We start from the raw sequence: 23,394 nt of genomic DNA on the forward strand, positions 1-23,394 counted from the left end.
GTATCTGCCTGCCATCACGTTGCAGTCCCCTCGCACAGCTCGTGCGCGGCGGCGACGATGGTCGACACTTGAGGCAGCGCGGCCTCTTCAAGATGCCGGGGATAAGGTATCGGCACTTCGGCGCTGCACACCCGCGCTGGCGGTGCGTCCAGTTCGAAAAAGCCCTGCTCGACGATCCGCGTGATGATTTCCGCCGCCAGGCTGCCGCTGCGCCAGCCTTCATCGACGACGAGGGCACGACGGGTTTTGCAGACCGACGTCATGATTGTGGCGTCATCCAGAGGGCGCAGAACCCGCAGGTCGATGACTTCACAATCAATGCCCTCCCCGGCCAGTTGCTCAGCCGCTGTCAGGGCCTTGCCGAGTGTGCCGCCATACGCAATCAGGGTCAGGTCGTTGCCGACTCGGCGAACCTTGGCGGCAGTGATGTCCAGAGTCTTCCAGTCGCCGGTATCACCTTCCATGTTGTAGAGCTGGGCGTGTTCGAAAATCAGCACCGGGTCCGGATCCAGCAGCGCAGGCCAGAGCATGCCGCGTGCATCCTCGACGGTCGCCGGGGCGAGAATTTTCAGCCCGGGGATATGCGCATACCAGCCTTCGAGGCTATGGGAGTGTTGCGCCGCGAGCTGACGTCCCGCGCCCGTCGCCATGCGCACCACCAGGGGAACCGAGAATTGGCCGCCGGACATATGCCGCAGGGCAGCAGCCGTGTTCATCAGAGGATCGAGGGCGAGCAGGCTGAAATTCACGGTCATGATTTCTACGATCGGCCGCATGCCCCCCAGCGCCGCGCCGATACCAGCCCCCACGAAGCCCAATTCGGACAATGGCGCGTCTCGAATGCGCTCCGGGCCGAATGCTTCAAGCAGCCCCAGAGAGACGGCGTAGCTGCCACCGTAACGACCGACGTCTTCGCCCATCAAAAATACCCGAGGGTCCCGTTGCAACGCTTCACGCAGTGCCTCGCGCAACGCATCGCGGTAGGTCATGCGAGTGCTCATGGCGCGGCCCTCGGGGTGTAGACGTCGCGAGACAGATCCTCCAGCGGTTCCAGGCTGGCGCTTTCGGCATAGGCGACGGCGGCCTCCACTTCGGCGTCCACCTGGGCCTGGACCGCCAGAAAACCGGGTTCGTCCAAAAGGCCTTGGGCCTTGAGCCGGGCACTGTAGGTGTGAATCGGTCCGCGGGTCTTCCACTGCTCCACCTCGGCCTTGTCGCGATACAGCTGCGGGTCGAACATCGAGTGGGCGCGAAACCGATAGGTACGAAACTCCAGGAAAAAAGGCCCGCGCCCTTGCCGGATATGTTCAACCGCCTCACGAGTGGCTTCGTACACCGCGACCACATCCATGCCATCGACAGACCGGGTCTGGACCTTGTACGCCGAGGCTTTGGCACACAGGTCGGTTTGCGACTGCGAACGCTCCAGGGCCGTGCCCATGGCATAGAGGTTGTTCTCGCAGCAAAACAGCATCGGCAACTGCCACAAGGCGGCCAGGTTGATCGACTCGTGAAACGCTCCCTCGGCCATGGCACCTTCACCAAAAAAGCACGCGGAGAGCCGCGATCCACCCTGCATACGCTCGGCCAGCGCCAGGCCGACGGTGAGTGGCAAGCCGCCGGCGACGATGGCATTGCCGCCGAAGAAACGTGTACCGGCATCGAACAGGTGCATCGAACCGCCACGCCCTCGCGAGCAGCCTTCCTGGCGCCCGTACATCTCGGCCATGATGGTGTTCATGGGCACTCCCTTGATCAGGGCATGGCCATGTTCGCGATACGTTGCGACCACTGCATCGTCGGCTGCCAGTGCATGCAGAACACCGACGGCGACCGCTTCTTCACCAATGTACAGGTGCAGGAAGCCACGGATCTTGCTCTCCCCGTACAGCTCGCCGGCGCGCTCCTCAAGGCGACGGATGCGCACCATGTCCCGCAGCAAGTCGAGAGCAAAGTCCTTGGGCAACGATTGCAGGCTCATGACGGATTCTCCAGGCTGGAAGTATCGCCCTCCGGCAAACCCAGCTCCCGGGCCTTGAGCAGACGTCGCATGAGCTTTCCGCTGCGGGTGTGCGGCAGTGCCTGCATGAACGCCAGTTCCTTTGGCGCGACCACGGCACCGAGACGCTTGCGTCCATGGCCCAGCAATTCATCGTGCAGGGCCGGGCTGGCGGTGAATCCGCTCTTGAGCGAAACAAACGCCTTCACGGTCTCTCCCAGCAGAGGATCGGGCTTGCCAATCACAGCGGCCTCGGCCACTGCCGGATGTTCCATCAGCGAGCTTTCCACCTCGAACGGGCCGATCAGGTGTCCGGCCGACTTGATGACATCGTCGCCGCGACTTACGAACCAGAAATAGCCGTCGGCATCGCGACGCACCAGATCGCCACTGAGGTACCACTCGCCGACGAAGCTCTGTCGATAGCGCTCCTCTTGCCCCAGATAAGTACGGAACATGGCGGGCCATGGCCGTTTCAGAGCCAGTTCACCGACTTCATTCTCCCCAAGAAACACCAGCGAACCGTCCGCCTTGCGCTCGACGATGGCCGCCTCGACACCGGGCAAGGGTTTGCCCATGGAGCCCGGTTTAATCGCCATCGAGACCGTATTGGCAATCATGATTCCGCCGGTTTCGGTCTGCCACCAGTTGTCGTGGATCGGCAGCCCCAACACCTCTTTACCCCACCAGACAGCCTCGGGGTTGAGCGGTTCTCCGACACTGGCGATAAACCGTAGACAGGGAAAGCGGTGGCTGCGCGCCAACGTATCTCCGGCTTTCATCAGCAGGCGAATGGCCGTCGGTGCTGTGTACCAGACCGTTACCTGTTGTTTTTCGAGAATCCGGTACCAGCGTTCGGCATCGAATTCGTTGCCCTCGACCACGCTGGTGACGCCCAGCAGCAGCGGCGCGAAGATCCCGTATGAAGTCCCCGTGACCCAGCCCGGATCGGCGCTGCACCAGTAAATATCTTCAGGGTGTAAATCCAGGGCGTATTTGGCGGTGACCCGGTGCGTCAGTGCGGCGCCATGCACATGCAATACACCTTTGGGGGTGCCGGTCGTGCCACTGGTGAAGTGTAAAAGCGCGGGACTGTCGACCGTGGTCCGGGCGATGTCGAAATCGTCAGCGGCTTCGGCCAGCAATCGATGCACGCTGAGGGTGCCCTCCACGGCGTTCGTATCCCCACCCTCGGCGTCATACAGCAGCACATGCTTGAGTGCCGGCAAATGCTGACGAATAGCCGCGATCTTGCGTCGATAAAGGGATTCGCTGGTCAGCAGCACACTGCCTTCGCCAAGACGCATCCGGGTTTCGATGGGCTCGGGGCCGAACGCGCAGAATAACGGCGAAACCACGCAACCGAGCTTCAAGCCACCGAGCACGCCCAGATACAGCTCCAGCCCTTGGCCACAGAGCACAAACAAGCGTTCGCCGGGGGCCACGCCCAATGTTTTCAGCACATTGGCAAAACGGTTGGTCAGTGTGCTCAGTTGCCCGAAGCTGATGTCGCGGTGCCCACCCTGGCGATCGAGAATGCGCAACGCCGTCTGTTCACGTCCCCCTCCCATCGCATGCCGATCCACCGCCTCATAGGCGAGGTTCATGCCGCCCCCTGGCGACCCTGCCAATTCGAGCGCTTCCACCTGCCATGAAAAGGCTGCGCGGGCTTGCTCGCTGTCCAGCCAATTGGGCTTTATCGGCAAACCGGTGAGTTTCTTTTTGATCATCGGCAAATGCATGGGCTTTACCTCAACGGCTGTTCATCACAACCCGTCACCCAGGGTTGTGATCAACCGTGAACGGGGCCGTCCCTAGACCGCCAGGACGCTGCACGGCACCTGATACAGAATATGTTCGGTCGTGCTGCCCACCAGTTTGTTCAAGCCATGGGACTGGACTCTGCCCATCACGATCACGTCCACCTGATGTTCGTTGGCAAACTCACTCAGCGCCGACACCGGGTGCCCGATAATGAAATGCCGACGGTCAGAGGCCACGCCGTACCGACCGGCCAGGGAAAGGAACGATTTTTCCAGTTCTTTGCGCAACTGTTTGGTCAGCTCCGACAGCGTCAGGCCGCCGCCGCCCATATCGCCCAGATAGTCTGTGGTGTCGCAGGCGTACAGCAGATGCAACTCGGCATTGCACTGCAGCGCGAGGCCATTGGCCTGCTGGATGATCCGGTCATTGAGCTCTTTATCGGCATCGGTACCCGAAGCATCGACCGCGGCCACGATCTTGTGCGGCAAGGTATGGCCACCGCCGCCCACCAGATAGACCGGCACCGGGCAGTGGCGCAGCAAGTGCCAATCCAGCGGGGTGAAGAACGCGCGCTTGAGCGCCGACTCATGCTGAACTTCCTTGATCAACAGGTCGGGCTGCATTTCCGTGACGTGATCCAGAATGTCCTGCTGCAGGTCATCGGCCCAGGCCACCTCCGTCGTCACCTCAATTCCCCGACCACGGATATTTTTTGCCTGGTACGCCAACCAATCGCGATGGTCCTGCAGGTAACTCTCCCGCGCCGTTTCCCGCACGCCCTCTTCAAGCAGCGACAGAATGTCCAACGACTTTATCAAGCCAGCAATATGCAAACGCGCCCCGCTGGCCTTGGCCAGGGCCGCCGCATGTTGTATTGCGGGAGAGTGGCGCAGGGCCGGGTTGATGATCAATAACAACCGTTGATACTGGCTCATGATCTGACTCCAGGCAGGTGGGCTTCAACACGCCATGGCCTGTTGCGAGGGCGCGGTCGTTGCGCCCTCGCTGGATCAGGCACCAGCGTCAACCCAGACTCCTCCGTTGCAATGACATTGGCGTTGATATAAATCAACTACCTTCGCCGGGCTACTTGCCGCAGCCTTGCATCATGGCTCGCTCTTGTTCATGGTCTTCAACCATTCCCGCTGGGCTTGACGGTATTTGTCATCCGCCAGTTTTTTCGCCGCAGAAAATCGTTCTATCGTCTGAGTCGAAACAGGCTCGCTCAACAACGCATAGGCTTGTTTGCTCAGTCGGTCGGCTTCGGAAAAGAGCGCCGCACAACGATTGATTGATTCAGAACAGGCGGCAGATTGTGTCGTTGAATCATTGACGATCATGGTCGTACTCCTCGATCCGGACCTCCTGTCATTTCTTCAAGTTTGCAGCGTCGAGTACACACCCCTCGCCCGGTTCTACTCGTCACGCGTCCAGTCGATGCTTACCCCGAACTCGTCATCGCTGTACTGATAATCGGCGTGGCCTTTGAAGGCCGCTTTCAGTGCATGGCCCAGGCGGTTCGCGAGATGGATGCCTGTGGTGGTCACAACCAGCGCGCCCTCGGAATCGGTCAGGCTGATGATGCGCTCCAGGGCATGCTCGGCTTTTTCCTTTTTCTCGGTGTTTTCGATCAGGTTGATGATTTCGTTTCGATGCGCGGACAAGAAGCTGCCCGACAGCGTGAGCGTACCCGCCGGATGATTGTCATTGGTACGCTGACAGGCTGGACAGGTCACTGATTGCGCATCATGAACCACCGTGTTTTCAGGAACTTTCCAGGTCCAGTTACCTGCCTGGTAGGCGGCCCCACACTGCGGGCAGACGGCAGAGCCTTCGATTTTCGGCAAGCAATAAGGATCACGGGCCGGTGTTTTGAACAGTTGGTTTTTCTGACTCTGCTGAAACTTGTCCATGGTCTTTCCTCGCAAATGAGTTGGCTAAAAATCCCACGCGAAACCGTGTTTTCAAATCGCCCCCCTCCCAGTCGGCGCCACTGAAATCACCGTGGATTCGAAGAGTTCATTTGGGCTCGGTTTGCTGTGGCGCAGGTTGATATTTGTCAATTCGGGCCAACAACCGACGGTCGATCATCCGAACGGTACGTACTGTGGCTTTGTTGATAAAAATCAACGCTGCACATGCCATTTCATGGAAGCTGAAAAGACGCAGAACTCTTCAGGAGAACAACCTGATGGCCCACACAAAAATCCTGTTTCGTGCTGCCGCTCGCGAGAAAATCCTGAGTGGAGCCACACAACTGGCGGACGCTGTCCGGGTGACCCTGGGACCGAAATCGAAATCGGTGTTGATTCAGAGTAAATGGGGCAATCCGACGGTCTGCAATGACGGCGTGACGATTGCCAAACGGATCGACCTGCTGGACCCCGAGGAGAATCTGGGTGCGCAAATGCTGCGTCAGGCGGCGGAACGCACCGGCGAGGCCGTCGGGGACGGGACCAGCACATCAACGGTGCTGGCCCATGCAATCCTGGCCGACGGCATCCGCAACGTCGTCGCCGGTGCCAGTGCGATCGACCTCAAGCGCGGCATGGACCGGGGGCTTTCTCTGGTCATGCAATCACTGCTGGCGCAATCGCGCCCGGTCAGCACGCCCAAGGAAAAAGCCCAGGTTGCCACGCTTTCGGCCCACAACGACGCGGTCATCGGTCAGCTGGTGGCCGACGCTCTGGAAAAGGTCGGCATTGAAGGTGTGGTCAGTGTCGAAGAGTCCAAGACCACCGAAACAGTGGTCGAGGTCATGGAAGGGATGCGCCTGGACCGTGGTTATGTCTCGCCCTACTTCGTGACCGATACCGAGAAGATGCAGGCCGAACTCGACGATGCCTACCTGCTGCTCTGTGACCATAAGATCGGCGTGCTCAAAGACCTGCTGCCATTGCTGGAACTGATTGCCAAAAGTGGCCAACCACTGGTCCTGATCGCCGACGACATAGAGGGTGAAGCGTTGACCACTTTGGTGGTCAACCAGATTCGGGGAGTATTGCGCGCGGTGGCGATCAAGGCGCCGGGCTTCGGTGATCGACGCAAGGAAATGCTTCAGGACATTGCCGTTCTGACCGGCGCAACCGTGATCTCCAATGAGCTGGGGATCAACCTCGAACAGGTGGAATTGAGCCAGTTGGGCCGGGCTCATCGAGTCGTGGTGCAAAAAGACAGCACGGCGCTGATTGGCGGCGCGGGTAAACGCGAAGCTATCGAGGCGCGCCTGCAACAGATCCGCGTGCAAATGGACAACACCACCAGCGATTACGACCGGGAAAAACTTCAGGAACGCCTGGCCAGACTGTCTGGCGGCGTGGCGGTGATCCGCGTCGGCGCGCCGTCCGAAGCTGAAATGAAAGCGCGCAAGGATGCACTCGACGATGCGATTTCCGCGACCCGGGCGGCGATCGCCGAAGGCATTGTTCCGGGGGGCGGTCTGGCCCTGCTCAAAGCCGTGCCGATGATTGCAGCCGAAGAAGCCAACCATGAGGGCGATGTCAAAACCGGCCTGCAGATTCTGCGCCGGGCTCTGGAAGCACCGGCCCGGTTCATTGCTGAAAACTCGGCAGTGGATGCCGGCGTGGTCATTGCCCGCATGCTCGCCGAACCGGGCAACGTGGGCTTCGATGCGGCGGCCAATTGTTATGTGGACATGTACGAAGCCGGCATCATCGACCCGACCAAAGTGGTACGCATTGCCCTGGAAAATGCCGTGTCGGTCGCCAGTGTCCTGCTGCTCACCGAGGCGACCATGACGGATATTCCAGAAAAAGAATCGCCTGCCCAGCCACCGTTTCCTGAATGACCGGCACAAGGCGAGGTGATCTGTGCACATCATCCGGCGCCCTGCGCGAGGGAGAAGCTGAAGCAGGCTATCTTTATTAAATGGGTTGGCCGCGGGCTTACCGATATGCGTTCCCACTCTGAGCCAAGGCCATGAAAAAGAACGACCAGTGGAACCTGTCCTACTTGGCGATCGCTTTTATCGTCATGGGCCTCATGCAGGTCTTCTTTGTCGAGCGCCAGGCCGTGCAGCCCCTGCCCTACAGCCAGTTCATGCAATTGTTGAACGAGCAAAAAGTCAGTGACTTGCAGATCGACAAGGACCGGATCAGCGGCAAATTGGTGGAGCCCATCGACGGACGCGACCGGTTCTCTACCGTGCGCGTCGATCCGTCGCTGGCGACCGAACTGTCGCAATCGGGCGTCGGTTTTACCGGAGTCAACGAAAACACCTTTATGAACAGCCTGTTGGGCTGGTTGTTGCCGTTCATAATGATCATGGTGTTCTGGCATTTCCTGTTTCGCGGGATGGCGGACAAACAAGGCCTTGGCGGGTTGATGAATGTCGGCAAGTCGCGGGCCAGGATCTTTGTCGAACGCGATACCGGGGTGACCTTCGCCGATGTCGCGGGCATCGACGAAGCCAAGGCCGAACTGGTGGAAATCGTCTCGTTTCTCAAGGACAAGGCCCGATACGCACGTCTGGGCGCGCACATTCCCAAGGGCACCTTGCTGGTGGGCCCGCCAGGCACCGGCAAGACCCTGGTGGCCAAAGCCATCGCCGGTGAAGCCGGTGTGCCGTTTTTCTCGATTTCGGGGTCCGAATTTGTCGAAATGTTCGTCGGGGTCGGTGCGGCCCGGGTCCGTGACCTGTTCGAACAGGCACGCCAGGCGTCGCCCTGCATTATCTTCATCGATGAACTCGACGCGCTGGGCAAGATGCGCGGCGTCGGCGTGTTAGGCGGCAATGACGAAAAAGAACAGACCCTCAACCAGTTACTGGCTGAACTGGACGGCTTCGACCCCCGCGAAGGCGTGGTATTGCTGGCCGCGACCAACCGGCCGGAGGTCCTCGATCCGGCGCTGTTGCGGGCCGGGCGCTTCGACCGGCAGATTCTGATCGACCGTCCCGATCGCAGAGGCCGGGAAGCGATTCTCAAGGTTCACCTCAAGAAAATCACCGTGGAGCCAGGGCTCGATGGCGCACGTATCGCCGAAATCACCACCGGTTTCACCGGCGCCGACCTGGCCAACTTGGTGAACGAAGCGGCCATCGTCGCCACCCGCCGCGGCGCCGATGCCGTCAACCTGAATGACTTCACGGCCGCGGTAGAACGCCTTATCGCGGGGCTTGAACGCAAGAGCAACCTGCTCGATCCCGACGAGCGCCGGGTGGTGGCCTATCACGAGATGGGGCATGCCCTGGCCGCCAGCAGCCTGCCGGCCATGGACCCGGTGCATAAAGTCTCGATCGTGCCCCGGGCCATCGGCTCGCTGGGCTATACCTTGCAGCGACCGACCGAGGATCACTTCCTGATCAGTTGCCAGACGCTCAAGGACCGGATTGTGGTGCTGATGGCCGGGCGCGCCGCCGAGGACCTTGTCTACGGCCAGATCTCCACCGGGGCCGCCGACGATCTGGGTCGCGCGACCGATATCGCCCGGCAACTGATCACCCGCTTCGGCATGAGCCCCGAACTCGGCCAGTCGGTGCTGGAGAAGCAAACCCCAACGTACCTGGGAGATCGCATGGCCACGATGGGCGAAAAGGATTATTCGGAACAGACCGCCCGGGAAATCGACCTGGGTATTCGCGCCCTGCTCGATGAAGCCTACCAACGGGCCAAGGCGCTGCTCCAGAGTCGTCGGGCCGACCTGGACGAGGGGGCCCGCCTGTTGCTGGAAAAGGAAACCCTCACGCCCGAGGAGTTCCCGCCACTGATGCCGTTCAAGCCCACCCCGGCATTGCCAGCACCGTGATGCACCGATCAATAGTCCGCAGACTGCCCCCTGCCCCCATCGCTGAAGGCTCATCATGTTCACAGTCACGCTGATCAACACGTTGGTGGTGATCGTCACGGTGGTGATCCATTACGAATGCCTGCTGCGCCTGAACGATTGGCTGCCCCGGCTCAAACTCTGGAGCCGCTTTCGGATCGTCGTCGGAGTATTCGGCGCGATGGTGGCTCACGCGGTAGAAGTGTGGTGTTTCGCGCTGGTCTATTACCTGCTGATCCGCTCCGGTGAATGGGGCAGCCTGAGCGGCAATTTCGATGGTTCGTTCATGGACTGCGTGTACTTTTCCTTCACCACGTTCACCACCATCGGTTTCGGCGATATTTCACCCATGGGGAACCTCAAGTACCTGACCGGACTGGAGGCACTGACAGGGCTGGTGCTGATTTCCTGGACCGCCTCGTTCCTGTTTCTGGAGATGCAGAAGTACTGGAAGAGCAAATAGCCCCCGGCGCCGTCCATCAGCCCTGATTGCCCGGCGCCGGCGTCCATTGCCACTGCATCACTTCGGGCATGTCCTGCCCGTGTTCGATGAGGTAGAGCTTGTGTTTCTCCATCGTCGCCCAGTAACGCGACCGGGCGGTCTGGAGTTGATCGTGCAGCCGGGGCACGCGCTCGATGACATCCAGGGCCAACTGATACCGATCCAGGTTATTGAGCACCGCCATGTCGAACGGCGTGGTGGTCGCCCCCTCGTCCTTGAACCCACGAACATGGAAGTTTTCATGATTGGTGCGTTTGTACAGCAGCCGGTGGATCAGCGCGGGGTAGCCGTGGAACGCAAAGATCACCGGCCGGTCGACGGTAAACAGTTCATCGAAGGCACTGTCGGGCAAACCGTGGGGATGGTGGTACGACGGCTGCAGGACCATCAGGTCGACGACATTGATCACCCGCACCCGCAAATCCGGCACGTATTCGCGCAGCAAAGTGACCGCCGCCAAGGTTTCCAGGGTCGGAACGTCGCCGGCACAGGCCATCACCACGTCCGGATCGCTGTCATCGCGGCAGGCCCAGTCCCAGCGTCCGATGCCGACCTGGCAATGACGAATGGCGGCATCGATGTCCAGCCACTGCCATTCCGGCTGCTTGCCGGCCACGATCACGTTGATGTAGTTGCGGCTCCTGAGGCAGTGATCGGCCACCGACAGCAGGCAATTGGCGTCGGGCGGCAGGTAGATCCGCACCACGTCCGCCGTTTTGTTCGCCACCAGATCGATGAAGCCCGGGTCCTGATGGGAGAAGCCGTTGTGATCCTGGCGCCAGACATGGGAGGTGAGCACATAGTTGAGCGAGGCCACGGGTTTGCGCCACGGCACTTCGGCGGCGGTTTTCAGCCATTTGGCATGCTGGTTGAACATCGAGTCGACGATGTGGATGAACGCCTCGTAACAGGAAAACACCCCATGTCGGCCGGTCAGCAAGTAACCTTCGAGCCAGCCTTCGCATACCTGTTCGCTCAGAATCTCCATCACCCGGCCATCGGTCGACAGATTGACGTCATCAGGCCCCAGCGGCTCCATCCACGCCTTGGCACTGACTTCGTACATTGCATCCAGCCGGTTCGAGGCGGTTTCGTCCGGGCCGAAGAGGCGAAAATTGCTCGACGTCAGATTGCATTTCATCACGTCGCGCAAAAACCGGCCCAGCACCCGCGTGGCCTCTGCCCGCAGGGCACCGGGCGCTTCGACGTTCACCGCATACTGGGTGAACCGTGGCAGATCCAGCGCGCGCAACAGCAGCCCACCGTTGGCATGGGGGTTGGCGCTCATTCGCCGATGGCCGGTCGGCGCCAACGCCGCGATCTCGGGCAAAAGGGTGCCATTGGCGTCAAACAATTCATCAGGGCGGTAGCTGCGGAGCCATTCCTCCAGTTGCCGCAGATGCTGCGGCTGCTGGAAGTCGGCCAAGGGCACTTGATGCGCCCGCCAAGTGCCTTCGACCCGCTGGCCATCGACGAATGTCGGCCCCGTCCAGCCCTTGGGCGTGCGCAAGATCAGCATCGGCCACAGGGGCCGCTCCAGCGTCCGGGACGACGATCGTTGACGCGCGCCCCGCTGAATGTCGCGAATCTCCTGCACGATGGTGTCCAGCGTTCTGGCCAGGGTTTGATGAACCTCGGCCGGGTCATCGCCTTCGACGAAATACGGATCGTAGCCATAGCCGTACATCAACGCCGACAACTCCTCCTCGCTGATGCTGGAGAGCACCGTCGGGTTGGCGATTTTGTACCCGTTCAAATGCAGAATCGGCAGGACCGCCCCGTCACGCGCCGGGTTGAGGAACTTGTTGGAGTGCCAACTGGCCGCCAGCGCCCCGGTTTCCGCCTCGCCGTCGCCAATCACACACGCCACGATCAGGTCCGGATTGTCGAACGCGGCGCCATAGGCATGGGCCAGGCTGTAACCCAGCTCGCCTCCTTCATGGATCGACCCCGGAATCTGCGCCGACACATGGCTGGAAATGCCATAAGGCCAGGAAAACTGCCGAAACAGTCGGGCCAGACCGTTGGTATTGCGCCCCACCGACGGGTTGAATTCGGTGTACGTGCCTTCCAGGTAGGTCTGCGCGACGATGGCCGGCCCGCCATGCCCGGGGCCGGCGATAAAGATCATGTTCAGGTCATAGGCCGTGATCAGGCGATTGAGGTGCGTATAGATCAGGTTCAACCCCGGCGTCGTGCCCCAGTGCCCCAGTAACCGTGGCTTTACATCCGCCAGCGTCAGCGGCACCTTCATCAGCGGATTGTCCTTGAGGTAAATCTGCCCGACCGCCAGGTAATTGGACGCCCGCCAGTAGGCATCCAGCCCTTCCAGTTGCTCGGCACTCAGAAAATCGCTCATGACGTCCTCCGCCAGGGCCTGGGGTAAACCGCAAGACATGCGTCGATTCTGGGTGTCTGCACGGCCTAAGACTTGATTTACATCAAGTCTTAGGCCGTCTATCCCGGCTCAACAGGAACAAGCTTTTCCCCGTTCATCGACTCTATCTGTAAACGCCCGATTGAAACGGGGATCCGAACTATGCTCTAAGCTCCTGTGAGGGGGACTTTTTGCGATGCCTGAAACTCGGCCGTATCAACATCATTATTTGAAAGCCGCGTGTGCCAATTGCAGCGTTCTGGAGTTGTGTCTGCCGATTGGCTTGACCAGCAACGAAGTCGAACGGCTGGACACCCTGATCATTCAGCGCGTAAAGGTTAAAAAAGGCGCAGCCCTGTACCGGGCCGGCGATCCGTTGCGCTCGCTCTACGCGGTGCGGATCGGTTCATTCAAGACCAGCATGCTGTCTGTCGACGGTCGCGAGCAGGTCACCGGTTTTCAGATTCCCGGCGAGATGCTGGGTCTGGACGCCATCAGCGACGATCATCACACCTGCAGTGCCTTTGCTCTGGAGGACAGCGAAGTCTGCCCCTTCAACTTCACCCAACTGGAGAAGCTCGCTCTGGAGCTGCCCTCGCTGCAGCACAACATGAACAAGATCCTGAGCCGGGAAATCGTCCGTGAGCACAACCTGCTGATGATGATGGGCAACATGAACTCCGATGAACGCCTGGCCGCCTTCCTGCTGAACCTGTCGCAACGGCTGAGTATTCGGGGTTACTCGTCCCGAGACTTTGTGCTGAAGATGCGTCGCGAAGAGATCGGCTCGTATCTGGGCCTGCGTCTGGAAACCATCTGTCGGGGCATCGCTCATCTGCGGGACTCGGAACTGGTCGAGATTTCCGGGCGTAACGTCAAGGTGCTGGATCTGGACGGGCTCAAGCAACTGGTCGCCGGCTGCCACCGGGAGTCCCCCCTCTGACGCCTGCGGTGCATCGGCTTTTGGAGAATCGTCATGCGCGCCATGGTTCTGCATGCCCCCGGCCAGCCGCTGCAACGGGAAGAACGTCCCGTGCCGCAGCCCGGCGCGCAGCAACTGTTGATCAAGGTGTTGGCCTGTGGCGTGTGCCGCACTGACCTGCACTTGGTGGACGGTGAATTGCCGCAAGCTGTGTTGCCGCGGGTGCCGGGCCATGAAATTGTCGGTGAAGTGACCGCGGTGGGCGCCGATGTCGCGCCCGACTGGGTCGGCAAGCGTGTCGGCGTTCCCTGGCTCGGCTGGACCTGCGGTGAGTGCACATTCTGTCGCACGGGCCGGGAAAACCTCTGCGACCGGGCACAGTTCACCGGCTGTCATCGGGATGGCGGTTATGCCGACTACACGGTTGCCGATGCCCACTTCTGTTTCCCCCTCCCGGACACGCTTTCGGCCACCGAAGCCGCTCCGCTGCTGTGTGCCGGGCTGATCGGCTTTCGTGCCTTGCAAATGGCCAAAGGCGCACGCCATCTGGGCCTCTATGGCTTCGGCGCGGCGGCGCATCTGGCGATTCAGGTGGCGCGGGGCCGGGGACAGCAGGTGTATGCCTTCACCCGCCCGGATGACCACGAGGGCCAGGCTTATGCCAGGACGCTGGGCGCCGTGTGGGCAGGTCCCTCGGATCAGCCGCCGCCGCACCCGCTCGACGCCAGCCTGATCTTCGCCCCCGTCGGAGCACTGGTGCCATTGGCGCTGGAAGCCAGCGTCAAGGGCGGCTGCGTGATTTGCGCCGGCATCCACATGAGCGACATCCCCAGCTTCCCCTATCGACTGTTATGGGGCGAACGCAGCGTCCGCTCGGTGGCGAACCTGACCCGCGAAGACGGCACCGCGTTTTTTGCCGAGCTGCGCCATACGCCCGTGCACAGCGATGTCACCTGTTTTGCCCTGGAGGATGCCAATCAGGCGCTGGCGAGCCTCAGAGCCGGTCAGGTCAAAGGGGCGATCGTGCTCGTCCCCTGACGCCCGATCCAGCCATTCGGTGTTTTTTCCGGCGCTATCCGCCAATACCGCTAGGCTTACGGATAATGTGGCCAATCATTCGCCATTTTGCAGGGAGCGCAAAAATGGAATTAATGAACCGTTGGCAGCCTCTCTCCCTCAGAACGGCCTGTATGAGGGAGGAATGCCGTCATGAAAATGTCTAATCATTACAAATGGTCTGCCTTGGCCGCCATTGCGCTGACCCTCTTCAGCGTATTGATATTTTTGCTGATCAAATCCTACTCATACGAGACATCGACCTACTTCGAGTCGCGGGACTTCGTGCGTCAACTCAAGCAATACGATGCCAACTGGAACGTGAAGATTCTGCGGGCCAAAATCGGCATGAACAACAACCTGCTGCTCCTGGCGCCTCCAGAAGCGGAAGAACGCTGGGCACAGCTCGATAGCCTCAATGCGGTCGGTCCCCTCGCCCCCCTTTGGCAAACCCGACGCCAGGGTTATCTGGATGCGGTAGAAAACAAAACCCGATTGGTCGAGCAATTCAAACAGCACAACACGGCTTTGCGAACTTCGCTGGATGCCCTGCCTGAGCTGGAAGATCGCATTCAGTCGCTGCGGGAAGATTTCAACGACAAACAACCATTGGAGCATGCTTCAGCGGCATCACTGGTGTTCGATCTGACGTTGGACACCCTTGAATACGCCCTCTATGTATCCAATGAAAGGGCCGAGGAAATCTCCGGACATGTGCAAGGCCTGAGTGAATACATCAATCAACTGCCGCCTGAACGGCACCCGCCTTTCACTGCCTTTATAGACGCTGTAAATACCATTGTTCGAGAGCAGCCCCTGGTCAATGACCTGGTTGATCGCATTAGTGTCATACCTGTCGCCCAGCAACTGGACAGCATCAACGAGCTATTAAACGAAACACAACGGCGCACAGGCGCGACAGACCGCCAGTATCACCTTTACCTGGGGATATGCGCCGGCATCATGGCGCTGCTGTTGTTGTACCTGGCCGTCCGCCTGATTCGCAGTTATGCGCTGATCAACAAGATGAACAACGCGTTGCAGACAGCCAACGAGCGGCTGGAACAACGTGTCGAGGAACGCACCCGCGAACTGCTGGAAGCCGAACGCGAACTGGTCGATGCCGCGCGGATGGCCGGCATGGCGGAGATCGCGACCAATGTGCTGCACAACGTCGGCAATGTGCTGAACAGCGTTAACGTGTCCGCGGATTTGATCACCCGTAAATTGTCGACCAGCAAAACCCTCGGCCTGGGTAAAGCGGTAAAAATGATGAACGAGCATGCCCAAGACCTGGGGCAGTTCATGACGCACGATGAAAAAGGCAAACTGCTGCCTCTTTACTTCAATCAACTGGTCGATTCCATTGCAATCGAGCAATCGAGCATCGTTGACGAACTGGCGCAACTCACCAAAAGCATCGATCACATCAAGGACATCGTCGCCACCCAACAGGCCTATGCCGGCGCCGCCCGGCTGGTCGAGCCGTTGAATGTCGTCGATCTGTTCGAAGATGCATTACGCATGAATTCCGGCGCCTTGAATCGGCACCATGTCACGGTCACCAAAGACTACCAGGCCACGCCGACCATCATCGGCGACAAACACCGACTGCTGCTGATCCTGATCAACCTGATCAGCAACGCCAAATATGCGCTGTCCAAGGTCAGCGATCACGAGCGCCGCATGACGCTGGGCGTGCGGATCATCGACAACAAAACGCTGTGCTTCAGCGTCAAGGACGAGGGCGAAGGCATCGCTGCCGAAAACATGACCCGCATCTTCAATCACGGCTTCACCACACGCAAGGAAGGTCATGGGTTCGGCCTGCACAGCTGCGCGCTCGCGGCGGTAGAAATGAACGGCCACCTTCGCGTCCATAGCGACGGGCCCGGCCGGGGAGCCCTTTTTACCCTGGAGATTCCGTTGGAGACGGTACAGGTGTTGCCAGCCGCCGTGATGCCCGTTGGTTAAGTTGCAGCACCTGTGGGAGCGGGCTTGCCCGCTAAGACGGCGTCACAGTCGACATTGATGTTGCCTGACACACCGCTTTCGCGGGCAAGCCCGCTCCCACAGGGTGACTAGTATTAGTCGCCCCACCACCCCACCTATCCCACCAGCGCAATCAACTGCTGGCGCTGTGCATCCGTGAGCATCGGGCCGAAACCGGCACCGGCGTTTTCCGCCATGTAGCGCGGGTTGCCGGTGCCGGGGATGACACAGGTCACAGCCGGATGAGCCAGCAGGAACTTGAGCGCCAGTTGCGCCCAGCTATTGACCCCCACTTGCGCGGCCCATCCCGGTAACGGTTTGCCTTTCAATCGGGCGAGCAAACCACCGCCGCCCAAGGGCCGGTTGCAGATCACCGCCACACCGCGCTCACGGCACAGCGGCAGGATTCGCTTCTCGACGGCACGGTCGTCCAGGGCATAGTTGATTTGCAGAAAATCCATTGGCTCGGCTTTTAACACCGCCTCCACCTCGTCGTAGGCCGAGGCCGTGTAATGGGTGATGCCGATGTAGCGGATGCGCCCTTCGGCTTTCCATTGGCGCAAGGTCGGCAAATGGGTTTTCCAGTCCAGCAGGTTGTGAATCTGCATCAGGTCGATACGGTCGGTTTGCAGTAGCTTGAATGACTGCTCCATCTGCGCAATGCCTTCCTCGCGGCCACGGGTCCAGACCTTGGTGGCCAGGAACGCAGGCGAGCGAGGGCGATGGATCGACAACAACTCACCGGTGGTCTGTTCGGCGCGACCGTACATGGATGAGCTGTCGATCACCTTTGCACCTTTCTCGAACAACGCACTGAGCACGGCGGGCAGTTGTTTGTAAGCGGCATCGGAAGGCGCCACATCAAAGCCGCGATAGGTGCCCAGCCCGACCATGGGCAACGGCTCGTTGCTGGAAGGAATGGCTCGGGTCAGCATGTTCTTGCCTCCTGTTTGCGTCGATGGCGTCGATGCAGCAAAGGCCGGATCGAAGGTGAAGACTGCCGAAACACCGGCAGCCAGTTCGAGAATTTTCCTACGCGTAAAAACCACCATGGTATGGGCCAATGCCAGTCAATGAAGTGCAATCCCTGTGGGAGCGGGCTTGCTCGCGAAGACGGCATCACATTCAACATTGACATCGCCTGACACACCGCATTCGCGAGCAAGCCCGCTCCCACAGGTCCGCACCGAGGCTCTCCTGTGCGGCTGACATTCCTGAACTACACTCTGGCGACGCTCAAGCAATCGCTGTCTCAAGGCCCAAAGCAGTCCATGCCGTCCACTAAACTTAGCCGAATGTCGCGAACCCTGGTGTCTCTCTTCGCTTTCATCGCCATTGCATACCTGCTGCTCTGCGCCGCGCTGTTCGTGTTTCAACGCAACCTCATCTATTACCCGCAACCTCGCGCCATCGACGCGCCCCAATCGCTTCTTGAATTGTCAGTTGCCGATGCCCGGGTGCTGGTGACCGTGAGGCTGCATGACGGCCCGAAGGCGTTGATCTACTTTGGCGGCAATGCCGAGGACGTTTCCCGCAGCCTGCCGGCGTTTTCCCAGGCTTTTGCGGACTATTCGATCTACTTGCTTCACTACCGAGGTTACGGAGGCAGTACCGGGTCGCCCTCCGAGGAGGCGATTCAGCGGGATGCCATGACCTTGTTCGACCTGGTCTACAACACCCATCCCACTATTGCAGTGGTCGGGCGCAGCCTGGGCTCGGGCGTTGCCGTACGCCTGGCGAGCCAGCGCCCGGCTTCGCGGCTGATCCTGATCACGCCCTACAACAGCCTGGAAGACCTCGCCGCGCGCCAGTTCCCCTGGTTCCCCGTGAAGTGGCTGCTTCGGGACAAGTTCGAATCCTGGAAATACGCCGCTCACATCACGGTCCCGACGCTGCTGGTCGCAGCCGGGCACGACGAAGTCATACCGCGCTCAAGCACCGAGCGGCTCTACACACATTTCGCCAAGGGTGTGGCCTCGCTAAAAGTCATACCGGACGTGGGCCACAACTCGATTTCCGAGAGCCCCCACTACCTGCAAATGCTCGGTGCCGCGTTGTAAACACCATCACACCAGCAAGCCTTTAAGCAGGTGGTCAGAAAAACGAAGTAAATACTTAACGTTTTTTTTACAATTCAACTGGCAGGGTATACGGCTGCCAGTTCTGCGGCTCATGATGTGCATTGCACAGAACTTTACCCATACAATGGAGCAAGGCATGGAGCCAATGGTCGTAACAAGCCCAAAAAATCTACTGATCAGCGAGTACTTACAGGGGATTGTGATGCAAAAGCATCCTTTGCGCAGGATGGGAATCAGTCACGCACAGGCGCAGGCCTCATGACTGTTCTGGTTACTGGCGCCGCCGGTTTCATCGGGTATCACACCGTCAAGCGTTTGTGTCAAGAAGGCCTTGAAGTCGTCGGTATCGACAACCTCAACGACTACTACAGCGTGGAACTCAAACAGGCACGGCTCAAGGAGCTGGAATCCTTGCCGGGCTTTCATTTCCAGACCATGGACATCGTCGACAAACCGGCGTTGATGGCGTTGTTCCAGGCCCATGCCTTCACCGAGGTCGTGCACCTGGCCGCCCAGGCGGGTGTTCGCTATTCACTGGACAACCCGGACGTCTATGCGCAGTCCAATCTGGTGGGTTTTCTGAATGTGCTGGAAGCCTGTCGGCACCATCGCCCCGCACATCTGATCTATGCCTCGAGCAGTTCGGTGTACGGCACCAACAGCAAAATGCCGTTCTGTGTCGAAGACGCCGTCGATCATCCCATTTCGCTGTACGCCGCCACTAAACGCGCCAATGAACTGCTGGCACACAGCTATTGCCATCTCTATGGCCTGAAAGCCAGCGGCCTGCGCTTTTTCACCGTCTACGGCCCCTGGGGGCGCCCCGACATGGCGCTGTTCAAGTTTACCGAGGCGATCCTGAAAGGCTTGCCAATCGACATCTATAACCATGGCCAGATGTCGCGCGACTTCACTTATGTCGACGACATCGTTGAAAGCGTCGCCCGCCTGCGCTCCAAGCCGCCGGTGCCGAACGAGCCGGGCGCTGGCGTAAACCGGATTTTCAACATCGGCCGCGGCCAACCGGTGCCGCTGCTGGAGTTCGTCGATTGCCTGGAATCGGCGCTGGGCATCAAGGCCCAACGCAACTTCATGCCGCTACAGGCAGGCGATGTAGTCAAGACCTGGGCCGATATTTCGGCACTGGCCGAATGGGTCGACTTCCGTCCTCAAGTGACGGTTGCGACAGGTGTAGCGGAATTTGTGAAGTGGTATCGCCACTTCTATCAGATATAAAACGTTAGCCCTTGATAAAAATAGACCAGGGAGCAAGGGAGAGGACTCTATGAGCCAAGACATTTTTGTATCTGTATTGATTCCAGCAAAGAACGAAGCAAACAACCTCAAGCCGTTACTTGAGGAAGTCCACGCCGCATTGAACGGTGAGGCCTACGAAATCATTGTGGTGGACGATGGCAGCACCGACTCCACCTTGCATGAACTGCGGCAGCTGAAAAACAACGGCCTGGATACATTGCGCATCCTGCGCCATGAGCGCTCGCTGGGGCAAAGCACCTCGCTCTACCACGCGGCAATCGCCGCCCGGGGGCAATGGCTGGCCACGCTTGATGGCGACGGTCAAAACGATCCCGCGGACATCCCGGGGATGTTGGCACTGGTACGCGGCGAAAAAGGTCTGGTCGACGTTCAGCTGGTAGCCGGGCACCGGGTCAACCGCCGCGATACCGCGAGCAAACGCTGGGCCTCGCGTTTCGCCAACGGGCTGCGCCGCCGCCTGCTCAATGACGATACCCCGGACACCGGCTGCGGGCTGAAGCTGATCGAGCGCGCGGCGTTTCTGCGCCTGCCGTACTTCGACCACATGCATCGGTACATTCCCGCGCTGATCCAGCGTCACAACGGCCGAATGATCGTCCACCCGGTCAACCACCGGCCCCGCACCGCCGGGGTGTCCAAATACGGCAACATCGACCGCGCCCTCGTGGGCATTCTCGACCTGTTCGGTGTGTGGTGGCTGATCAAGCGCACGCGATTGAACACCAACGCGCAGGAGATCGAAGGATGAACCTCTCCCGCGAAACCCTGTGGCTGGTGGTCGGTTTCGCCGGCCAGATCGCCTTTACCGGTCGCTTCATCCTGCAGTGGCTGTACAGCGAATACAAAAAACGCAGCGTGATCCCGGTGAGTTTCTGGTACCTGAGCATTGTCGGCAGCGCCCTGCTGCTCGCTTATGCCATTTACCGGGCAGACCCGGTGTTCATCGCCGGCCAGGCCTTTGGCTCCATTGTCTATCTGCGCAATTTGCAATTGATTGCCCGCAGCAAACACCTGAAGGACTGAGCCATGCGTAAAACCCTGTCGCCTGGCATTGAATGCCTGGGCCTGGTGCTGCTTGCCTTGCTGTTGATCGGCGCTGGCCTGGGGCTGCGTCAACCGCAAAACGTGGACGAGGAACGCTTCCTCGGCGTAGCGCTGGAAATGCTGCACAACGGCTCGTGGTTCATCCCACACCGCGCTGCGGAAATCTATGGCGATAAACCGCCGGTCTTCATGTGGATGGTGGCGTTCTTCGCGTGGCTCACCGGCCTGCCCGCCCTCGCCCTGTATATTCCGGGGATGTTGTCGGCGGCGACGGTCACGGCCGTGGTCTACGACCTGGGCCGCCGGCTGTGGAATCAGCACATCGGTCGAATAGCCGCGCTGTTGTACCTGGCCACGTACCAGACTTACAGCATCCTGCGTACCGGCCAGATCGACAGCCTGTTGATTCTGTTCACGTCCCTGGGCCTGTACGGACTGGCGCGGCACCTGCTGCTCGGGCCGGCCTGGCGCTGGTTTTACGTGGGCTGCGCCGCCATGGGCATTGGCATAATCACCAAAGGGGTCGGCTTCGTCCCGGCCTTGATGCTGATTCCGTATGCCTATGCGGTGCGCAAGAACTGGTCCGGTGTAGTGGCCATGCCCGGCCAGAAACGCAAGTGGTTCCTGGGCTTTCTGGTGGCGCTCGGCGCCATCGCGATCTGGCTGCTGCCACTGGCACTGTCCATTGTGCTCAATGGCTCCGCGGAAGAAATCGCCTATGCGCGAGAAATCCTGCTGCGCCAGACGGCGGCACGCTATGCCGCCGCGTGGGACCACCGCGAACCGTTCTGGTATTTCTTCGTCAACGTGATCCCGCAATACTGGCTGCCGTTGGTGCTGGCCCTGCCGTGGCTGGTGCCAGCCTGGCGCAAGCAACTGCGCAAGCATGACGGTCGAGTGCTGGTGTTGTTAAGCTGGGTCGTGCTGGTGGTGCTGTTCTTCTGCCTGAGCACCGGCAAGCGCAAGTTGTACATCTATCCGGCATTGCCGGGGCTGGCACTGGTGGCGGCGCCGCTGATTCCCTGGCTGCTCAAGCGCTGGTTCGCCAAGCGCCCGCGGGGTATGCGGGTATTCCAGGCGCTGGTGGTGACCTGGTTTGCTCTATGGTTCGCCCGCGGCTTCATCGAGCCGATCAAGGAAGGCCCCAACCCTCATGAAGCGATCATGGCGCAGGCGGCAACCATGACCCACGGCGCCGAGCTGGTGTTGGTGGACTGGCGCGAGGGCCACTGGTTATTCGCCCGCCAGCCGATCGTGCATTTCGGGATGAGCAACTCCTCGGTCGAACAAGCGGCGTTGTGGCTGCGCGAACACCGTGACGCCTACGCGTTGGTCCCGGACGAAGTGCTGAGCCAGTGTTTCAATCCCCAGGCCGCCCATGAGCTGGGCGAAACGTCTCGTGCGCAGTGGTCGATCGTCGGCGCCGATGCCGATAACGGCAAATGCCAGCCCGGACAACCCGCAAAGGTCTATCGCTTCAGCTGGGACAAGGACAAGTCATGAGCAAGAGAGGGACGCTGGGGATATTTTTCATTGTTGTACTGCTTGGCGCTTATGCGGTTTCCGCTCGTTTCATGGTCCACCAGCAGCTGTACGCGTACTGGAAAAACCTTTGGCATGGCAATCAGGCGCCGGATAAAAATATCTGGCTGCCGGACTATAAAGCGGTGATCCAGGCAAAACCTGTCGCGGACATCACCAATCTGTCCGGTATTGCCTATGACCCGGAGCACGATCGTCTGCTGGGTATCACCAATGGTGTGCCCATGCAGATTGTGGCCATGAGCCGCAATGGTGATCTGCTCGAACGTTACCCGTTGATCGGCTTCCAGGACACCGAAGGCCTTGCTTACATGGGCAACGGACGCGTAGTGATCGCCGATGAACAGTTGCAACGACTGTACGTCGTCACCTTGCCGGACAGCCCTGGCCCCATCCATGTGGAAAACGCCCCCTTTGTCGCCATCGAGATCAACCTGAGCGAACACAACAAGGGCTTTGAAGGCGTGACCTATGATGCGGCCAATGATCGTATCTTCGCGATCAAGGAACGCGATCCGCGGCAGCTGTTTACGGTCACGGGCATGCTGACGTCCATCGGCGGCCCGTTGCAGATCCACATCAAGGACTTGACCCACTGGATCGACCGCAGCGTCTTCGGCCTGGATCTTTCCGAGGGTTACTACGATCCGCGGACCGGTCACTTGCTGTTATTGAGCGAGCAATCCAGCAACGTGACCGAACTGGACCAGGACGGCAACTTTGTCAGCTTCCGCTCCCTGCTCGGCCTGAATGACCTGAAAAAAACCATACCGCAAGCCGAAGGCATGACCATGGACACCTCCGGCGAGCTGTACATTGTGAGCGAGCCCAATCTGTTCTACCGGTTCAGCAAATCGAAGGCCGCTGTGGCGGAGAATCAGCAGAAGCATTAATGGGTTTTGTGCTGGATGGGCCGGCCTCTTCGCGAGCAAGCCCGCTCCCACACTGGATCTGCTGTGATCACGAAATGTGACCAACACAGATCAACTGTGGGAGCGGGCTTGCTCGCGAAGAGGCCCGCAAAAACACCCTCCAACTTCCAGCCACACCACC

20 protein-coding genes are annotated in these 23,394 nt (G+C 59.8%); 12 read left to right on the forward strand and 8 right to left on the reverse strand.

The genetic code is table 11. From position 1 onward, the window contains the following. Positions 1–14: 14 nt before the first annotated feature. The 6 genes from PSH64_RS19805 to PSH64_RS19830 all read right to left on the reverse strand — a co-directional run bounded on the left by PSH64_RS19805 (position 15) and on the right by PSH64_RS19830 (position 5,676). Entirely contained in the window at positions 15–1,001 is a 987-nt protein-coding gene (locus tag PSH64_RS19805; protein ID WP_305478326.1) for an alpha-ketoacid dehydrogenase subunit beta, read from the reverse strand. Continuing rightward, on the reverse strand, positions 998–1,981 hold the full coding sequence (gene pdhA / locus PSH64_RS19810; protein ID WP_305478327.1) for a pyruvate dehydrogenase (acetyl-transferring) E1 component subunit alpha: 984 nt from the start codon (positions 1,979–1,981) through the stop codon (positions 998–1,000). Before pdhA ends, PSH64_RS19805 begins: the two co-directional genes overlap by 4 nt. After that, positions 1,978–3,741 carry an acetate--CoA ligase gene (gene acsA, locus PSH64_RS19815; RefSeq protein ID WP_305478328.1) on the reverse strand — a complete coding sequence of 588 codons (1,764 nt, stop codon included), beginning with the start codon at positions 3,739–3,741 and terminating at the stop codon, positions 1,978–1,980. The genes pdhA and acsA overlap by 4 nt, the downstream gene beginning before the upstream one ends. A 72-nt stretch (positions 3,742–3,813) precedes the next feature. After that, positions 3,814–4,698, reverse strand: coding sequence for a universal stress protein (locus PSH64_RS19820; protein ID WP_105347047.1), 885 nt, complete (start codon positions 4,696–4,698; stop codon positions 3,814–3,816). Positions 4,699–4,869: 171 nt separating this feature from the next. Then, the gene (locus tag PSH64_RS19825; protein ID WP_305478329.1) at positions 4,870–5,103 is read right to left on the reverse strand and encodes a hypothetical protein; all 234 of its coding nucleotides are present in this window, start codon (positions 5,101–5,103) and stop codon (positions 4,870–4,872) included. A 75-nt stretch (positions 5,104–5,178) separates the two neighbouring features. Continuing rightward, a complete protein-coding gene (locus PSH64_RS19830) occupies positions 5,179–5,676 on the reverse strand; it encodes a BCAM0308 family protein (RefSeq protein ID WP_305478330.1) in 498 nt (165 codons plus the stop codon). Between the two features lie 278 nt (positions 5,677–5,954). Between PSH64_RS19830 and groL the strand changes: the two genes are divergently transcribed. The 3 genes from groL (at position 5,955) to PSH64_RS19845 (ending at position 10,010) form a co-directional block, all read left to right on the forward strand. Then, the gene (gene groL / locus PSH64_RS19835; RefSeq protein ID WP_105347054.1) at positions 5,955–7,571 is read left to right on the forward strand and encodes a chaperonin GroEL; all 1,617 of its coding nucleotides are present in this window, start codon (positions 5,955–5,957) and stop codon (positions 7,569–7,571) included. A gap of 131 nt (positions 7,572–7,702) precedes the next feature. Then, the gene (gene ftsH, locus PSH64_RS19840) at positions 7,703–9,529 is read left to right on the forward strand and encodes an ATP-dependent zinc metalloprotease FtsH (protein ID WP_105347056.1); all 1,827 of its coding nucleotides are present in this window, start codon (positions 7,703–7,705) and stop codon (positions 9,527–9,529) included. 55 nt (positions 9,530–9,584) lie between these two features. Further along, a complete protein-coding gene (locus tag PSH64_RS19845) occupies positions 9,585–10,010 on the forward strand; it encodes a potassium channel family protein (RefSeq protein WP_105347058.1) in 426 nt (141 codons plus the stop codon). Positions 10,011–10,026: 16 nt separating this feature from the next. Here PSH64_RS19845 and PSH64_RS19850 read toward each other — a convergent pair whose 3' ends face one another. Next, complete coding sequence (locus tag PSH64_RS19850; protein ID WP_305478331.1) at positions 10,027–12,408, reverse strand: phosphoketolase; 2,382 nt, start codon at positions 12,406–12,408, stop codon at positions 10,027–10,029. Between the two features lie 214 nt (positions 12,409–12,622). Here PSH64_RS19850 and PSH64_RS19855 point away from each other — a divergent pair, with 214 nt between their 5' ends. The 3 genes from PSH64_RS19855 to PSH64_RS19865 all read left to right on the forward strand — a co-directional run bounded on the left by PSH64_RS19855 (position 12,623) and on the right by PSH64_RS19865 (position 16,378). Continuing rightward, entirely contained in the window at positions 12,623–13,369 is a 747-nt protein-coding gene (locus tag PSH64_RS19855) for a cyclic nucleotide-binding domain-containing protein (RefSeq protein WP_105347062.1), read from the forward strand. A 33-nt stretch (positions 13,370–13,402) separates the two neighbouring features. After that, positions 13,403–14,386: a zinc-dependent alcohol dehydrogenase family protein gene (locus PSH64_RS19860; protein ID WP_105347064.1), complete on the forward strand. Its 984-nt coding sequence runs from the start codon at positions 13,403–13,405 to the stop codon at positions 14,384–14,386. A 171-nt stretch (positions 14,387–14,557) separates the two neighbouring features. Further along, complete coding sequence (locus tag PSH64_RS19865) at positions 14,558–16,378, forward strand: DAHL domain-containing protein (RefSeq protein ID WP_305478332.1); 1,821 nt, start codon at positions 14,558–14,560, stop codon at positions 16,376–16,378. A 134-nt stretch (positions 16,379–16,512) separates the two neighbouring features. Here the strand turns inward: PSH64_RS19865 and PSH64_RS19870 are convergent, their stop codons facing one another. Next, positions 16,513–17,331, reverse strand: a complete 819-nt coding sequence (locus PSH64_RS19870) for an aldo/keto reductase (protein ID WP_305478333.1) — start codon at positions 17,329–17,331, stop codon at positions 16,513–16,515. A 336-nt stretch (positions 17,332–17,667) separates the two neighbouring features. Between PSH64_RS19870 and PSH64_RS19875 the strand changes: the two genes are divergently transcribed. From PSH64_RS19875 to PSH64_RS19900, 6 genes are all read left to right on the forward strand, one after another. Next, positions 17,668–18,456, forward strand: coding sequence for an alpha/beta hydrolase (locus PSH64_RS19875; RefSeq protein ID WP_105347249.1), 789 nt, complete (start codon positions 17,668–17,670; stop codon positions 18,454–18,456). Positions 18,457–18,735: 279 nt separating this feature from the next. Then, positions 18,736–19,713 (forward strand): NAD-dependent epimerase, encoded by a 978-nt coding sequence (locus tag PSH64_RS19880; protein WP_105347072.1) that lies wholly within the window; start codon positions 18,736–18,738, stop codon positions 19,711–19,713. A gap of 49 nt (positions 19,714–19,762) precedes the next feature. Beyond that, a complete protein-coding gene (locus PSH64_RS19885; protein WP_105347074.1) occupies positions 19,763–20,503 on the forward strand; it encodes a glycosyltransferase family 2 protein in 741 nt (246 codons plus the stop codon). Further along, complete coding sequence (locus PSH64_RS19890) at positions 20,500–20,778, forward strand: lipid-A-disaccharide synthase N-terminal domain-containing protein (protein ID WP_105347077.1); 279 nt, start codon at positions 20,500–20,502, stop codon at positions 20,776–20,778. The genes PSH64_RS19885 and PSH64_RS19890 overlap by 4 nt, the downstream gene beginning before the upstream one ends. Positions 20,779–20,781: 3 nt before the next feature. Further along, positions 20,782–22,302 carry a glycosyltransferase family 39 protein gene (locus tag PSH64_RS19895; RefSeq protein WP_305478335.1) on the forward strand — a complete coding sequence of 507 codons (1,521 nt, stop codon included), beginning with the start codon at positions 20,782–20,784 and terminating at the stop codon, positions 22,300–22,302. Beyond that, positions 22,299–23,234 (forward strand): SdiA-regulated domain-containing protein, encoded by a 936-nt coding sequence (locus PSH64_RS19900; protein WP_105347082.1) that lies wholly within the window; start codon positions 22,299–22,301, stop codon positions 23,232–23,234. The genes PSH64_RS19895 and PSH64_RS19900 overlap by 4 nt, the downstream gene beginning before the upstream one ends. The last annotated feature ends 160 nt before the right edge of the window (positions 23,235–23,394 follow it).

Origin of the sequence: Pseudomonas sp. FP1742 (genome assembly GCF_030687145.1) — a bacterium.
Lineage (GTDB): Bacteria > Pseudomonadota > Gammaproteobacteria > Pseudomonadales > Pseudomonadaceae > Aquipseudomonas > Aquipseudomonas frederiksbergensis_D.